Origin of the sequence: Nostoc sp. UHCC 0870 (genome assembly GCF_022063185.1) — a bacterium.
GTDB lineage: Bacteria > Cyanobacteriota > Cyanobacteriia > Cyanobacteriales > Nostocaceae > Trichormus.
In genome coordinates, this window is record NZ_CP091913.1 from 1,324,262 (window position 1) to 1,339,235 (window position 14,974).

The window sequence follows — 14,974 nt, forward strand, 5'->3', positions numbered from 1 at the left end:
TTTTAGTAAAGTCAGATCGCGTGAAAATTTGCTTAAGCCTCAGCTACTCAGTAATAATTTCCGATAAAAAAACTGATCTGCTTGGGGAAGAAACTAGGATAATGCAGCATAATTAACCTTTATAGCTTTGAGCGATCGCCATCAGCCGAGATGGTAAAGTCTTAAGGCTTGTGATTCAACTTAAGTAATTGACTATGAATACAGCAAATATTGCGCCAGCTATACGTATCGGAGTATTGGGTTTCGGTGGACTCGGACAAGCAGCCGCCAAGGTATTGGCTGGTAAACGGGAAATGACATTGGTAGCAGTGGCAGATCAAAAAGGTTATGCTTACGCTGGTGAAGGTTTGAATTTTCAAGATTGCATTGCAACCTACCAGTCTCAAGGGTCGGTAGGTTATTTAGAACCCATCGGCAATTTAAGCAACAACAGTATTCAAGATTTAATCGACAGCGCACAACCTGTAGATGGGTATTTTTTAGCTTTGCCTAACCTACCCAATGATTTTATTCCTTCTGTAGCACGCCAGTTTATTAAATCTGGTTGGCGCGGTGTGTTGGTAGATGCCATTAAGCGCACCAGTGCGGTAGAACAGCTAATTGCGATGAAAGACGAACTGCAAGCAGCCGGTATCACCTATATGACAGGCTGCGGTGCAACACCCGGACTGTTAACCGCCGCCGCCGCCTTAGCCGCCCAAAGCTACGCCGAAGTTCATCAAGTAGAGATTACCTTTGGTGTAGGTATTGCCAACTGGGAAGCTTACCGCGCCACCGTTCGGGAAGATATTGGACATATGCCTGGTTATACTGTGGAAGTTGCCAGGGCGATGACTGATGCAGAGGTAGAAGCACTACTAGACAAAACTAATGGTGTGCTTACCTTGACCAATATGGAACACGCCGATGATGTGATGCTAGAGTTAGCAGGGATAGTAGATCGCGATCGCGTGACTGTTGGTGGTGTAGTCGATACCCGCAACCCCAAAAAGCCCCTCAGCACTAACGTTAAGGTGACAGGACGCACCTTTGAGGGTAAAATTTCTACTCATACCTTTACTTTGGGTGATGAAACCAGCATGGCAGCTAATGTCTGCGGTCCTGCTTTTGGTTATCTGAAAGCTGGTAGACAATTACATCAACGCGGAATGCACGGCATATTTACAGCAGCTGAAATTATGCCTATGTTTGTGAAGTAAAATGAGAGTTTAGTTGACACTCCTCAATTTCAAGACAGGGGGAGTGTCAATCTAGCGATTCTGCTGATTCTTCATTTTTAAAGAACAGCAGACGCACAGCGAGAATGGCAAAACCCGCAGCAGCGATCGCTTTTAATAAACGGGTGGGTAATACCTCTGCGACTGCACCCCCAGCTAATGCACCGAGAAAACTGGCTAAGAGTAACGCCGCCGCACTACCAAAGAAGACTGCACGCACAGATTGACCACGACCAGAAAGTGCGATCGCGGCTAGTTGGCTTTTGTCGCCTAATTCGGAGATGAAAACTGTAATAAAACTTAGTCCTAAAAGATGCCAATCCATAATTTTGGGTAATGGGTAAAGGGAATTGGAAATAGGGAAGATTAACCGTGTAATACATCCCAGAACAGCATGACGGAGATGAAAAACAACATCACTCCTGCGGATTTGTCTAAAGCTTTGGGACTAAGTTGTTTAGAAATCCAACTACCTAACAGTACCCCTAATAAGCTGGTGGTGATTAGTGCAGCCCCAGAACCCAAAAATACCACCCACGGGGAATGAGATTCTGCACTCATTAATAAAGTTGATAGCTGTGTCTTATCGCCAATTTCTGCAAGAAAAATAGTAATAAAAGTAGTACCGAAAATAACAAATGGTGATTCCTGCTTTTTATGACTATCAGCACTAGCTACAGGCTGAACTGGCTCAATGATGGCGGTAGCAAGGTGAGATTCGTTACTTGCTATTAGTTCTGGCTGGTTTTCAGACTGAGATAAGCCAGTAAGGGTTACAGGTGCAGAGTCAAGTTTCACAGGCAGTAGTTTTTTAACTAGGTTGTTTTCATATTCTTCTCATTTTCTCAGATTTTTGTAATAAATTGCAACTCTACTGCAAAAAATGTAACTTTCCTGTGAGATAAACTAGTTACAGTAAGTGATACCATTAACTGGTTGCAATGAATTTTATGGAACGTGAAGCTTTAACAATTCGCTTTCCCTCGGAACTACTTGCCAAAGCCAAGAAACTTAAGGGAAGCAACGAATCCTTTAATGATTTAGTGGTGGAGGCTTTGGAATCTGAAGTCAGACGTAGGAGAGGATGGGCTGCACATCAACGAATTATTGCCCGTAGCGAAATCATCAAAGCTAAAACTGGCATACAACCAAGTTCTATAGAGATGATTCACAGTCTCAGAGAAGGTGAAGGAAGACGTGACTAGAGTTTTGTGTCTAGATACCAGTGTTTGGATTCCTTACCTTGTCCCAGAAGTTTATCAATATCAAGCTGTAACCCTAGTAGCAGAAGCATTGAGCTTAAATATACGTTTAGTAGCACCTGCTTTTGCTTGGGCTGAGGTTGGGTCTGTACTACGGAAGAAAACGCGGTTGGGAGTCATTACGACAGAGGAAGCACTAGGTTTTTTTGAGGATTTCTGCGAACTGCCGATTGATTACATTGAAGAAGAAGCAATGCGGAGCAAAAGTTGGGAAATTGCCGAAAAATACGGTTTATCAACTCTTTATAATGCAGCATTTCTCGCTTGTGCTGAGATGACATCTGCTGAGTTTTGGACTGCTGACGCTGCACTGGTTAGGCAAGTCACACCCAGACCTGCTTACCTACGGGAAATAGGGGAAATATAGGGGTTTTTCAACAGAGTCTTGGCTGAAGCAATCTGACATTTTAGCTTTTTAAAGCCAGTTAATATCTGACATTGTTAGAATAGTTGTATAACAGTCTCATCCAATCAACCTCTCCTGCTGAAAAAGGTTGAGGAAAAACATTATGGCTACTAACATCCTTGACAATATTGACCTGCGGACATTGGGGGAACTCCTTCAACAAGCACGTAAGAAGTGTGGCATCACTCAGGCTGATGCAGCTAAGGTCATCGATTCTGCACGTACTACGATGATTGCTATCGAAAAAGGAGAACGCCGGCTCAAGCCTAATGAACTGATTAAACTTGCTCGTGCTTACGGATGTTCCGTTAGTGACTTTGTTCGGCCACGTCCAGTGGTGCAATCTTTTGAGGTACAGTTTAGAGCAGTTTATCAGCGCAGTGAGGAAGAAGAAGCAGAAATTAAACCTTTCATCCTGCAATTAGAGCAACTTTGTCAGAATTACCTGGAACTTGAGAAGATTATGGACGCGCCATTGCCGCAAAACTATCCTCTGGAGTATCAGGTCAAAAATATGCCGATTAAATCGGCTGCGGAAAGTCTAGCAATTGCAGAGCGTCAACGCTTGGGTTTGGGGGATGCGCCTATTCCCAAACTTCGAGATATTCTTGAACAAGATGTGGGTTTACGTATCTTCTATTTGAAGATGCCACAAAAATACTCAGAAGTTTACAGCTATAACGAACAAGTTGGTGGCTGTATGGCTATCAATGCTAATCACTTAGAGGAGCGGCGACGTTGGTCAATGGCGCATGGATACCTGCATTTTTTAGCACATCGGCAAAAACCTGAGTTTCACTTTGATGCTCAGTATCAAAGAATGCCAGAAAGTGAGCAATTAGCGGAAACTTTCCCCAAATATTTTCTGATGCCTACCAGTGGATTGCTTAAGCGGTTCAATGATATGTATTGCACACATGGCAAATTCACTCCGACTAATCTATTTACACTCGCCCATTATTACGGTGTTTCTGTAGAAGCACTTGTTTATCGGCTTGAGGAAATAGAACTTCTGCCTACAGGAACTTGGGAGAAATTACGAGATAGAGGTTTGAAAGTCAGAAAAGTACAACAGGAACTTGGCTTAGAGAAAATCCCCCAAAGGATTGATATGATGCCACTCCACTATCAACATTTAGCAATTGAGGCATTAGACCAAGGTTTGATTACTGAAGGGCGTTTTGCTGATTTCCTCTGTGTTGACCGTTTAGAAGCTCGCCGCATCGCACAAGCATTACGGGAATATTCAAGCGGAATGATGGAAGAAGCGACTGATTTTGATTTGCGTCAAATGCAGACTGATAGGGAGTGAGGGTAATGTATGCAGGTTAATCATTCCCACATTCTTCTTGATGCTTGCTGTGTTCTCAATTTTTGTGCGTCGGGTAATTTTTTGGGAATTTTGAAATCTATTTCGGCTGAGGTTGTAGTCACTACAGTGGTTCAGGAGTATGAGTTAAAAACACTCCAACGCCTCAAGCAAGAAGAGAACGAGGGAGCAATCCAGTTTGAGGAAGCGATTGAGCAAGGTTTACTCATAGTTGTAGATTTTGAGTCAGAACAAGAGGAAGAATCTTATGTAAACTATGCTGCTATTCTTGGTGATGATGGTGAATCTGCTACTTGTGCTATCGCTGTTCATCGTCAATGGGCGATCGCCACTGATGACAGACGAGCGATCGCATTTATCGAAAAATTGGGTTGAAAACCCCGTCCTTATAGGACGGCTTTTGGTAGAATAGGGGATGTGGAAGGGTAATTAACCACTTAAAAAACCCTATTGCTACCTAACACGTAGACGCTGCACCTTGACAACTGAATCTAGGGGGTTCTACTTCGTAGTTCTAGTATCACCTGGAAGTAGGTAAAAGATTCACAGGTACTAGACGAACAGCATTGAACTGCAAACAAATTTTGCACTTTGTGCAACTATGGTCGGGCAGACCAAAAGTTAACGCTTGGGGAGAGAACCACCTCTGGCTTAGATACCGCAAGGAGTCTAGGCTAAGTGGACTCGTTGAACCAAGAATCCTCATGCCTTTAGGCTGAGGAGTGTCAAACAAAAAGAAGCTCCCTATCTTCAGATTCTATCGACACCAGAAATAATCAAGCATTGGTCAGAAGCAGCAGGTCTTGATTTGTCTGAACTAAGTAATGTACTCAACACAATTCGTCTCAAAGGTCGCTATTTACCAGCTAAAAATCATCCTCTGCGAAGTTGGTGGGAAGCAGCGTTAAAATGATGTTGTAGATTAAAATCAAATTAACATAACTTTAAATCCCTACAGCTTTATCGAAACGCAACATTTCTAGACTTCTGTCGCCATACACCCCCTCAATTTGCTGCTGACAGCATTCTATGGCAAAATCATTGATTTCTTCTGGCTCAATCCCATACATATCCTGAAATACCTCAGTTTCTACACGACAGAATCGGGGACGCTGGGAGTAGATGCGGCATTCTCGTGTGATATGGTCAAAGTTAATGCACCAGCCGCCTTCACCTACCATGCTCAAGTAAAGTTCTAATTCTTCAGGTGTAAGATAATCTTCTATTTCAGGACGCTCGGCTGGGTCAAGATTACAGCACGCTCCACATTGTTTTACACATTGCCATGTTGCCATTTTATGTTTTTTCCTATACTTTTATTAAGTAAATTAAATATCACTGGCGATCGCCAGATATGATTAATTGCGGGTATTGCAACTGAGTAATTAAATTTTTTCAGCCAATTGGGAGGAATTAGAGAACAATGTTTGACGCTATAGCTAACATTAATTGGGAAGTGATTTTCCAGCTAGTCTCTGTTGCATTAATCATCATTGCTGGGCCGGTTGTAATTTTTGTCTTGGCATTCCGCAACGGCAACCTTTAGAAGTGCTGAGTGCTGAGTTTTGGGAACATAGTGAAAATCAAAGCTTGGACTCATAGCTCGGTACTCATACCTGATAAGGCTTGGAGAGCCGTTTGAATAATACGGTCATATGGGGGTAAGGATAGGTCAACTTCTAGGGCATCTTCACGACTATTACCTAGTAAACCGATTTTACTCCCTGGCTGCATCATTAACACTTTGCCTTCAGAGTTTTTGATTCTTAACTCTGGAGGCGAAATATTTTGATAGATACCACAGGTATATTGACGCTGCTGGTAATTGAAGGTGGTTCTTAAGGGTTTAGGGTTAGGTGTATAAAATAGGCGAAATTGGGGAACTGGTGATTGGTTTGATTCCTCTTGTAATTCACCTTTGGGGAGTCTGACACCTATCAATTCCATTTCCAGAGTAGTTTTGCCATTAAAATTATTTTCTCGCAATTTGTAAGCAATATCTAATTGCCGTGGCAGAGGATAATAATCGCGCCACCGCCAGGCGATCGCCTTAATTACGTATTCCTGCTGACTAATATTTTGGCTAAAGGTAATTTTTATGTGACCTTTACCGACAATTTTTTGCTCGACAACTTTCACGTTAGATGTCCAAAATACTGGGTCGGGGTTATCAATACCGCAGGGATGGAGAGCATCTAACTGTTGGTAAAGTTCTTGGTTGATTTGATGAAAATTAGCCTCAGCATCGATTTGCAGTAACGGCTTGAGGTGTTGGGGTTCTAGACATTGGTTGGCGAACTCACATAAGCGCGATCGCAATTCTTGTAAGTTGTCTGCTGGGAAAGAAAATCCACCGGCTGCTTTGTGACCGCCGAATTTACCCAGCAAATCGTGACAATATTCCAAGGCTTCAAACACATGAAACTCAGGAATCCCTCTCGCTGAACCGCGAATTTGTGCGTCATTTTCATAAGTACCGATGAACACGGGTACGCCGTAACGTTCCACCAAACGGGAAGCGACAATACCAATTACACCATGATGCCAATCAGGTTGAACAACTACTAAAACCCGGTCTTGTTGTAGAGATGTGATAAATTGAGCCTCTACAAATGCGATCGCTTCTTGTTCAATTTGTTCGCATAATTGTTGACGGGTGGTATTTACTTGTTCACACTGGATGGCTCGCGCCAGTGCTATCTCCATATCATCCGTAGTCAGTAATTCAATCACCGTCTGCGGATCACCAATGCGACCAATGGCGTTAATTCGGGGGCCGAGACGGAAGCCAATGTCTTCTGGTTTGAGGGTTTTGGGATTGTTGACTGTTGACTGTTGACTGTTGGCTGGCGAAGACAATTTCTCCCCAGATCCTTGAGCTTGTACCCCTGCAACTTGAATCAAAGCCTGTACCCCTGGTAATTGGGATTTAGGTAACAGCTTTAAGCCGCGTTTTACCCAGCGACGATTGACACCAGTTAAGGGTGCTAAATCTGCGATCGTTCCGAGGGTGAATAGTGCTAGCATCGGCTGAATTAAGCCTTTAGTGTTCCCTAGCTGCTGTGCTAAAGATACCGCCAAAATATAAGCCACACCCACACCAGCCACACCTCGATATGGTGAAGATTCGGCGATGAGTTTGGGGTTGAGGATGGCGTTAGCTGGGGGTAATTTTTGGGGAATGTCGTGGTGGTCGGTAATAATGACCTTTAAACCCAGTTCTCTAGCTCTAGCAATGGGTTCAAAAGCAGAAATCCCATTATCTACAGTCAGAATTAACTCCACACCTTCACTCTTGAACTCTTCGACAATTCTTTGATTAATCCCATAGCCTTCGTGCATCCGGCTGGGAATAGCATAATCTACCTGTGCGCCTAAACTGCGGAGACTACGCCACAATAAAGCCGTGCTAGTCATCCCATCAGCATCATAATCACCACAGATAGCAATTTTAGTTTGATTGGCGATCGCATCTTGCAATAATTCCACACTCAACGCCAAATCTGGAAATTCTACTAGCGGTGACGGTAAGTTGAGTGATTCGGGGTTTAAAAAAGCTTGTGCTTGTTCTGGGGTTTCAATACCGCGATTAATCAGCAACTGGCTGATAATTGGTGATAAATTCGTCGCCAATGCCAACTTTTCAGCCAATTCTGGTTGCTGTAGGTAAATGTACCAGCGTTGATCGGGTAAACGCCTGGAAGGTTGGGAGGTGTCTGGGACAAGTCTATCTAGCACTGTGAGAATTATGAGTGGGAAATTAAATATTATTGCTCAACTCATCACTCATAACACTTTATGTTCACTATTAGAAAACATTTACCCGACCATCATTGAGAATATAGAGAGAGCGATCGCCTGGATAACGCCAAGTAGGACGAATCTCTACGCGTAATGTGGCAAAATTTGGTTTAGAAATAACTGCTTGTAGAGGTGATCCTGTCTTATCCCAAAACACAAGGGAAAGATTCGGTTGTTTTCCGTCTTCCTGAGCAAATTGTAATTTCTGTCCGGGTTGTAGAGGAATAGCGCGAGAACCTTGGATTTTTTCTAATTCTATTAACTTAGAAGTATTATTAATTACTTCTAAGCGGATACGTTGACCAGGTGTAAACTGAAGGGGGCGAGAACCACAATTAGAAGCACAAGTCCCGGCTAAACTCGTGTGAGAATGATCTATGAATGCTACTAACAGAGTAGCTGCGGCTAATACAACTGGCAATTTTTTAAACATAAGCCATTGGATAAATACTTATGCCACATAGTAGCCTACAGAGATATTATCCAGCCTCAGCAAATCTTAGGTATTGGCGACTGGGGACTAGTACCGCCGTGAGGTCAACCAATTTTAGATTTTGGATTTTAGTAGAGGCGGGTTCACAGATATCCTCAATTATTCACGATGATTCGGGTAAACCCGCCCCTACTGCACTCCTAACTCTTGTGGGGTGGGCATCTTTCCCACCCTAGTTATGCAAATTAAATGTCCAATAGCTTACCATTCTACAACTTTAGTTAAATACGCGAGTAACGTTTATTTAACCTTAACAGTCTCAGCCAGCGTAACCAAACTTGTGCAGGTTGTTCAAAAAAGGTAAAGATATCGCCAAAACCTAGATTTGTTTTTTGGTGATGTAACCAGTGTCTTTCAGGAGTGGTGATAAACAAAATTTGACACAAAAAATTGATGAGTTTTGGAGTTTGCCAACCTAAGACACTAATATGTCTCCACCACACATGAAATTGACCAAATAATAAACCCACAATTACCCCAATGGGAGAGAAAGACCACAAAATTACAGCTACTAATATATATGGTAAAGCTCCCAAAATACCATCTAAAAGCACCTGAAGATTTAATGTCAAAATTGCATAGTGACGAAAATCTTTCTTCCATGAGTGGTGTGTTTTCAGGTGGAGGCTACCAAAAACGTGTTCAGGTACATGGTAAACAAATGTTGATAAAAAATCACCAAAAAACAATAACAGCCAGGCAATAGCGACAGCCTCAAGCATTTGTAATCCTCAATTTCAGTAATAAAACACCACAAAAAAAGACCTTGCTCAATGCAGATACTGAGCTTCACGAATGATTTAGAATTGCGATAGCTTAATTTGGCTCAATGTAAAAGTAACTGAGAAAATGCAGTTTCATGAATCTACAATCCTCAATGCAGGGAATAGTAACTTTTGTGAGCCTCTGATTTTGCTTCTAACTTTGCTCTGATGAAATTTGTACATCTAAAAACTGTTACACTTAACCTAATATGTTTTTGTTCCTACCCAATTTTCTGACGAAGCGATACACTATAAGCAAAGAATTAGTTAAAAATAGTACAAATTTAGGTTAAGATCATCCCCAAACCATCATGTAAGTAGAACGGCGTAAATAATTAAAGGTTTGTAGTAAGGACTAAAGTCCTTACTACGAAATCAATCTTATTTTTTAACATTACTTAATATAATTTGGGTTTTTTCAAGTCTTTCTACTTAGAGATGCGATAAAAAATATATTCAAAAAAAACAGATAAACACAATTTATGATTTGTGTTTATCTGTTTTTTCAATTTACCAAATATATAGATGATGGGTTGCACTACTATTTACCAACTTTCAGCAGAACCCTTTTTGTAAGGCTCACCCGTAAAAGGTTGTACGCCAGTATTAGGATAAGCATCATCAGTAGGGCCAAAGATCCTCATTGCCGCTTCAGAAAATATACTGAGTAATGCTAGCAATTATTTTGGAAATAGCCATAATATTTAGACTCCTTTTTGAGTCAAATTTATCTTGGTTTATTTACTTTAATACTGATAAATTTATCTAGCTTGCTTTTCTCAATATATTGACAATATTTGAAATACTTTGTCAGGTAAGTTTGCAATACTTAATTTGATCAAAACTTTATTACTTTCTATGTCTATTCTAATCGAAAATCTCAAGTTAATAGCAATGCTGTAATGAAAGTTAGACCTCCGAATTGTTTGATAAGTCGGGGCTTTTTGCTGTCATTTTTGTTTATATTTATCCACGCAATTATCAAGTTTTGATGAAATTAACCATTAAGAAAAGTTAATTAATAGTTTAAAAGAGTATTCAAAGCCATGCAAACAGTGCATTATCGTTATTTTGAACCTCATACTTTTTGTGCTTGACATTATTTATGGTAAATTCTACCATAACAAAAAGCACCATTCTTGTAAGGAAGCTCTGGTATGTCACCTTTCCCAGTCTGGGATAGCCACCAGAAACCAAAATTAGATATCTCTGCGGCAGATTACAGCCTGCTGACCGACCTTTACCAGTTAACAATGACAGCTTGTTACACGGGTGAAGGGGTGGAACAACGGCGGGCTAGCTTTGAGTTATTCGTCAGGCGATCGCCTGAAGGTTTTGGTTATTTAATTGCGATGGGTTTGGCTCAAGCATTGGAATACTTAGAAAATCTGCGCTTTAGCCCCGAACAGATAGCGGCATTACAGGCAACAGGGATTTTTGCCCAAGCGAATCAACAATTTTGGTCATTACTGGCTGAGGGACGATTTACTGGGGATGTGTGGGCAGTACCAGAAGGGACGGCTGTCTTTCCCAACGAACCATTTTTACGCGTAGAAGCCCCCCTCTGGCAAGCGCAATTAGTCGAAACCTATCTATTAAATACACTTAACTACCAAACTCTGATAGCCACCAGGGCGGCACGTCTGCGGGATGTTGCAGGTGAGACAGCCCGACTTTTGGAATTTGGCACAAGACGGGCATTTAGTCCCCAAGCCTCATTATGGGCAGCACGGGCAGCTTTAGCTGGGGGTTTAGATTCTACTTCTAATGTGTTAGCCGCACTACAACTAGGTGAAAGGCCTAGTGGTACGATGGCTCACGCCTTGGTTATGGCGTTATCAGCGATGGAAGGCAGTGAAGAACAAGCCTTTACAGCATTCCACCGCTATTTTCCCGGTGCGCCATTGTTGATTGATACATACGATACTGTGGCGGCGGCAAAAAAATTAGCCGCAAAAGTCAATGCAGGAGAGATGGAATTAACAGGGGTGAGGTTAGATTCTGGAGATTTGGTGACATTATCACAACAAGTGCGATCGCTTCTTCCTGGGGTGACAATTTTTGCTAGCGGCGACTTAGACGAGTGGGAAATTGCCAGACTCAAAGCCGCCGGTGCAGAAATTGATGGCTATGGACTAGGTACGAAACTAGTTACAGGTTCACCAGTGAACGGGGTTTATAAACTCGTAGAAATTGACGGTATCCCTGTAATGAAAAAGTCCAGTGGTAAAGTCACGTATCCAGGACGCAAGCAAATTTTTCGGTCATTTGCGGGAAGTCAAGTCAAAGCAGACAGATTGGGATTAATGACAGACACTCCCCTGGACACAGAAAAACCATTATTGGAATTAGTGGTCAAAGAAGGTCAAAGACTGCAACCACCAGAAACCTTAGCCGCAATTCGCCAACGTACAACCGCTTCGGTAGCAAGTCTACCAGAAAAAACCAGACAACTAGAGCATCCTATTGCCTTAACCGTGGAAATTTCTCCCACGTTGTCGGAGTTGATTAGGGGTATAGGGGTGTAAGGGTGTGGGGGTGTAGGGGGGAAAAGCTAATGACTAATAACTATTGACTATTAAACATGAAAAAAATTGCTTTATTTGGTACTAGTGCCGATCCGCCAACAGCAGGACATCAAAAGATTCTGCGGTGGTTGTCTGAGCGTTATGATTGGGTAGCGGTGTGGGCGGCTGATAATCCTTTCAAATCTCATCAAACACTTTTAGCACATCGGGCGGCGATGTTGCGGTTGTTGATTACAGATATAGAAGCACCCAGGCAAAATATTGCTTTAGAACAGGAGTTAAGTAGCTTTAGAACCTTGGAAACATTGGATAAAGCGAAATCACTTTGGGGTGAGGACACCCAATTCACCTTGGTGATTGGTTCAGATTTATTACATCAGCTACCGCGCTGGTATCGAGTTGAAGAATTATTACAGCAAGTGCAACTGTTGATTGTGCCACGACCGGGATATGAGATAGATGAGTCTAGCTTAGAAGCCGTGGAAGCAGTGGGAGGAAAAATTGCGATCGCCGGTTTAACTGGTTTAGATATATCCTCCACAGCATATCGTGAACACGGAAACACCGAAGCCCTCATTCCCCCTATCGCTGCTTATATTAATCAACAGCATTTGTACAAATGCCCGGACGCAACCACAAAACAATTTCAACTTCGTTAAATCAACAACCTTTGGCCGATTTCAAAGTTGGTGTTGATAATGTAATTTTTTCTGTAGATACTGTACAGAATCGCCTCTTAGTTCTCTTAGTAATGCGACAGCAAGAGCCATTTTTAAATTATTGGAGTCTTCCCGGTACTTTAGTACGTCAAGGAGAATCTCTAGAAGATGCAGCTTATCGCATTATGTCCGAAAAAATTAGGGTAAATAATCTTTATTTAGAACAGTTGTATACCTTTGGCGGGCCGGAACGCGACCCAAGGGAAGCAACTGGTAGTTATGGCGTGCGTTATTTATCAGTTAGTTATTTTGCCCTTGTCAGATTTGAAGAAGCAGAATTAATTGCTGATGGCGTAACTGGTATTGCTTGGTATCCAGTCAAGCAAGTGCCAAAATTATCTTTTGATCATAATGAAATTTTGGCTTATGGTCATAGAAGGTTACGTAATAAATTAGAGTACAGTCCGGTAGCCTTTGAAGTATTACCGGAAATGTTTACTTTGAATGATTTATATCAGTTATATACCACAGTTTTAGGGGATAATTTCGCGGATTATTCTAATTTTCGAGCGCGTCTCCTCAAGTTAGGCTTCTTATCTGATACAGGCATCAAAGTATCACGCGGCGCAGGTCGTCCAGCCAGTTTATACAAATTTGATGCTGAAGCCTTTGCACCCTTTAAGGACAAACCTTTGGTGTTTATTTGAGGGTGTAGGGGTGTAAGGGTATAGGGGTGTAGGGGAAGTAGAAAACAAACCAATGCCCAATTCTCAATTTCCAATTCCCTAATAACTAAAATATGAAAATTGCGATCGCTCAACTTAATCCTATAATTGGTGACTTGTCTGGTAATGCTCAGAAAATTCTGGAGGTGGCACAGCAGGCTGTAAAAGAAGGGGCGCGGCTGTTGTTAACTCCTGAACTTTCTTTATGTGGCTATCCACCTAGGGATTTATTATTAAATCCTAGTTTTGTGGAAGCTATGAGTATTAATTTGCAGCAATTAGCCAGGGATTTACCAGCTAATTTAGCTGTCTTAGTTGGGACTGTCGAACAAAATTATCAAGCCCATATCACAGGCGGTAAAACTTTATATAACAGTATTGCTTTATTAGAAAATGGTAGAGTCAAGCAATTTTTTCATAAGCGACTATTGCCAACTTACGACGTATTTGATGAAAATCGTTACTTTGAACCAGGACTGCAAGCTAATTATTTCACCCTAGATAATATTGATATCGGCGTAACAATTTGCGAAGATTTATGGAATGATGAGGAATTTTGGGGTAAACGGCATTATGCAGCTAATCCGATAGCTGACTTATCAATTTTGGGTGTGGATTTAATTGTCAATTTATCTGCTTCACCTTACACAGTGGGTAAGCAACGCAGTCGTGAGGAAATGCTCAAACATAGTGCGGTGCGTTTCCAACAACCGATAATTTATACTAACCAAGTTGGCGGTAATGACGATTTAATTTTTGATGGTTGTAGCTTTGCTTTGAATCGTCAAGGTGAAGTGATATGTCGCGCCAGTGGTTTTACTACCGATTTAGTCACAGTAGAATTTGACACAACGCAATGGGATTTACAATTAGCTTCTGTTGTCCCAGCATACACCTCAGAAGACGAAGAAATTTGGCAAGCCTTAGTTTTGGGAGTGCGAGATTATGCCCAAAAGTGCCGTTTTTCTAAAGTTATCTTAGGGTTAAGCGGCGGGATAGATTCTTCAATAGTAGCAGCGATCGCCACCGCAGCCCTAGGTAAAGAAAATGTCTTGGGTGTACTGATGCCCTCCCCCTACAGTTCCGAACATTCCATCAGCGACGCTTTAGCATTAGCTAAGAATTTGGGAATACAAACCCAAACCATACCCATAGGCGAATTAATGCACAGCTTTGACAACAGTTTGGCTGATTTGTTTGCAGGTACAGAGTTTGGTATTGCCGAAGAAAATATTCAATCCCGGATTCGGGGTAACTTATTAATGGCGATCGCTAATAAATTTGGCTATCTCTTATTATCCACCGGCAACAAGTCAGAAATGGCAGTTGGTTACTGCACTCTCTACGGTGATATGAATGGCGGGTTAGCAGTAATTGCAGACGTTCCCAAAACCCGCGTCTACTCACTGTGCAACTGGCTAAACTACAACAGCGAAATCATTCCCCAAAACGTCATTACCAAAGCACCAAGCGCAGAACTCAAACCCGGACAAGTTGACCAAGACTCCCTACCACCGTACGAAATTTTAGACGATATTCTACAACGCCTAATTAATGAACACCAATCAGTAGCGCAAATCGTCGCCGCCGGCCATGATTCTACAATCGTCGAAAGAATCATCCAAATGCTAGCAAGGGCAGAATTTAAACGCCGACAAGCACCCCCAGGACTCAAAATCACCGACCGCGCCTTTGGTACAGGCTGGCGAATGCCAATTGCGAGTAACTGGAGTGCGATTAAAAACACCTATCCCGCTAAAACAGTTACTACTTCTACCGTATAAACGCA

General features: G+C 42.0%; 16 protein-coding genes. 10 read left to right on the forward strand and 6 right to left on the reverse strand.

Annotated elements, in window-relative coordinates:
* Positions 1–194 precede the first annotated feature (194 nt).
* Positions 195–1,199 (forward strand): (S)-8-amino-7-oxononanoate synthase BioU, encoded by a 1,005-nt coding sequence (gene bioU / locus L6494_RS05910; RefSeq protein ID WP_237992318.1) that lies wholly within the window; start codon positions 195–197, stop codon positions 1,197–1,199.
* A 46-nt stretch (positions 1,200–1,245) separates the two neighbouring features.
* On the opposite strand, the gene L6494_RS05915 is transcribed toward bioU, so the two are convergent.
* On the reverse strand, positions 1,246–1,542 hold the full coding sequence (locus L6494_RS05915; RefSeq protein WP_237992328.1) for a TMEM165/GDT1 family protein: 297 nt from the start codon (positions 1,540–1,542) through the stop codon (positions 1,246–1,248).
* Positions 1,543–1,583: 41 nt separating this feature from the next.
* Entirely contained in the window at positions 1,584–2,015 is a 432-nt protein-coding gene (locus L6494_RS05920; RefSeq protein ID WP_190700582.1) for a TMEM165/GDT1 family protein, read from the reverse strand.
* Between the two features lie 152 nt (positions 2,016–2,167).
* Here L6494_RS05920 and L6494_RS05925 point away from each other — a divergent pair, with 152 nt between their 5' ends.
* The 4 genes from L6494_RS05925 (at position 2,168) to L6494_RS05940 (ending at position 4,590) form a co-directional block, all read left to right on the forward strand.
* A complete protein-coding gene (locus tag L6494_RS05925) occupies positions 2,168–2,422 on the forward strand; it encodes a YlcI/YnfO family protein (protein WP_237992331.1) in 255 nt (84 codons plus the stop codon).
* On the forward strand, positions 2,415–2,846 hold the full coding sequence (locus L6494_RS05930; protein ID WP_237992333.1) for a type II toxin-antitoxin system VapC family toxin: 432 nt from the start codon (positions 2,415–2,417) through the stop codon (positions 2,844–2,846). The genes L6494_RS05925 and L6494_RS05930 overlap by 8 nt, the downstream gene beginning before the upstream one ends.
* 142 nt (positions 2,847–2,988) lie before the next feature.
* A complete protein-coding gene (locus L6494_RS05935; protein WP_237992335.1) occupies positions 2,989–4,197 on the forward strand; it encodes an XRE family transcriptional regulator in 1,209 nt (402 codons plus the stop codon).
* Between the two features lie 9 nt (positions 4,198–4,206).
* Positions 4,207–4,590: a hypothetical protein gene (locus tag L6494_RS05940; protein WP_237992337.1), complete on the forward strand. Its 384-nt coding sequence runs from the start codon at positions 4,207–4,209 to the stop codon at positions 4,588–4,590.
* 569 nt (positions 4,591–5,159) lie between these two features.
* Here L6494_RS05940 and L6494_RS05945 read toward each other — a convergent pair.
* Positions 5,160–5,510: a YkgJ family cysteine cluster protein gene (locus L6494_RS05945; protein WP_190700577.1), complete on the reverse strand. Its 351-nt coding sequence runs from the start codon at positions 5,508–5,510 to the stop codon at positions 5,160–5,162.
* 128 nt (positions 5,511–5,638) lie between these two features.
* Here L6494_RS05945 and psb30 point away from each other — a divergent pair, with 128 nt between their 5' ends.
* Positions 5,639–5,761 (forward strand): photosystem II reaction center protein Ycf12/Psb30, encoded by a 123-nt coding sequence (psb30, locus tag L6494_RS05950; RefSeq protein WP_237992339.1) that lies wholly within the window; start codon positions 5,639–5,641, stop codon positions 5,759–5,761.
* Between the two features lie 50 nt (positions 5,762–5,811).
* On the opposite strand, the gene L6494_RS05955 is transcribed toward psb30, so the two are convergent.
* The 3 genes from L6494_RS05955 to L6494_RS05965 form a co-directional block, all read right to left on the reverse strand.
* The gene (locus L6494_RS05955) at positions 5,812–7,953 is read right to left on the reverse strand and encodes a single-stranded-DNA-specific exonuclease RecJ (protein ID WP_237992349.1); all 2,142 of its coding nucleotides are present in this window, start codon (positions 7,951–7,953) and stop codon (positions 5,812–5,814) included.
* 70 nt (positions 7,954–8,023) lie between these two features.
* Complete coding sequence (locus L6494_RS05960) at positions 8,024–8,449, reverse strand: hypothetical protein (RefSeq protein ID WP_237992351.1); 426 nt, start codon at positions 8,447–8,449, stop codon at positions 8,024–8,026.
* A gap of 281 nt (positions 8,450–8,730) precedes the next feature.
* Positions 8,731–9,231, reverse strand: coding sequence for a sterol desaturase family protein (locus tag L6494_RS05965; protein ID WP_237992361.1), 501 nt, complete (start codon positions 9,229–9,231; stop codon positions 8,731–8,733).
* A 1,199-nt stretch (positions 9,232–10,430) separates the two neighbouring features.
* Here L6494_RS05965 and L6494_RS05970 point away from each other — a divergent pair.
* From L6494_RS05970 to L6494_RS05985, 4 genes are all read left to right on the forward strand, one after another.
* Positions 10,431–11,801, forward strand: a complete 1,371-nt coding sequence (locus L6494_RS05970) for a nicotinate phosphoribosyltransferase (protein ID WP_237992363.1) — start codon at positions 10,431–10,433, stop codon at positions 11,799–11,801.
* A gap of 56 nt (positions 11,802–11,857) precedes the next feature.
* Positions 11,858–12,460, forward strand: coding sequence for a nicotinate-nucleotide adenylyltransferase (locus tag L6494_RS05975; protein WP_237992365.1), 603 nt, complete (start codon positions 11,858–11,860; stop codon positions 12,458–12,460).
* On the forward strand, positions 12,421–13,167 hold the full coding sequence (locus tag L6494_RS05980; RefSeq protein ID WP_237992367.1) for an NUDIX hydrolase: 747 nt from the start codon (positions 12,421–12,423) through the stop codon (positions 13,165–13,167). Before L6494_RS05975 ends, L6494_RS05980 begins: the two co-directional genes overlap by 40 nt.
* Before the next feature lie 92 nt (positions 13,168–13,259).
* Complete coding sequence (locus L6494_RS05985) at positions 13,260–14,969, forward strand: NAD+ synthase (RefSeq protein WP_237992369.1); 1,710 nt, start codon at positions 13,260–13,262, stop codon at positions 14,967–14,969.
* The last annotated feature ends 5 nt before the right edge of the window (positions 14,970–14,974 follow it).

Excerpts from the sequence above, each read along its gene's own strand:
- bioU (WP_237992318.1), top strand. The coding sequence starts at position 195 with ATGAATACAGCAAATATTGCGCCAGCTATACGTATCGGAGTATTGGGT.
- L6494_RS05935 (WP_237992335.1), top strand. The coding sequence starts at position 2,989 with ATGGCTACTAACATCCTTGACAATATTGACCTGCGGACATTGGGGGAA.
- L6494_RS05960 (WP_237992351.1), bottom strand. The coding sequence starts at position 8,449 with ATGTTTAAAAAATTGCCAGTTGTATTAGCCGCAGCTACTCTGTTAGTA.
- L6494_RS05940 (WP_237992337.1), top strand. The coding sequence starts at position 4,207 with ATGCAGGTTAATCATTCCCACATTCTTCTTGATGCTTGCTGTGTTCTC.
- L6494_RS05970 (WP_237992363.1), top strand. The coding sequence starts at position 10,431 with ATGTCACCTTTCCCAGTCTGGGATAGCCACCAGAAACCAAAATTAGAT.
- L6494_RS05985 (WP_237992369.1), top strand. The coding sequence starts at position 13,260 with ATGAAAATTGCGATCGCTCAACTTAATCCTATAATTGGTGACTTGTCT.
- psb30 (WP_237992339.1), top strand. The coding sequence starts at position 5,639 with ATGTTTGACGCTATAGCTAACATTAATTGGGAAGTGATTTTCCAGCTA.
- L6494_RS05945 (WP_190700577.1), bottom strand. The coding sequence starts at position 5,510 with ATGGCAACATGGCAATGTGTAAAACAATGTGGAGCGTGCTGTAATCTT.
- L6494_RS05965 (WP_237992361.1), bottom strand. The coding sequence starts at position 9,231 with ATGCTTGAGGCTGTCGCTATTGCCTGGCTGTTATTGTTTTTTGGTGAT.
- L6494_RS05980 (WP_237992367.1), top strand. The coding sequence starts at position 12,421 with ATGCCCGGACGCAACCACAAAACAATTTCAACTTCGTTAAATCAACAA.
- L6494_RS05925 (WP_237992331.1), top strand. The coding sequence starts at position 2,168 with ATGGAACGTGAAGCTTTAACAATTCGCTTTCCCTCGGAACTACTTGCC.
- L6494_RS05915 (WP_237992328.1), bottom strand. The coding sequence starts at position 1,542 with ATGGATTGGCATCTTTTAGGACTAAGTTTTATTACAGTTTTCATCTCC.
- L6494_RS05975 (WP_237992365.1), top strand. The coding sequence starts at position 11,858 with ATGAAAAAAATTGCTTTATTTGGTACTAGTGCCGATCCGCCAACAGCA.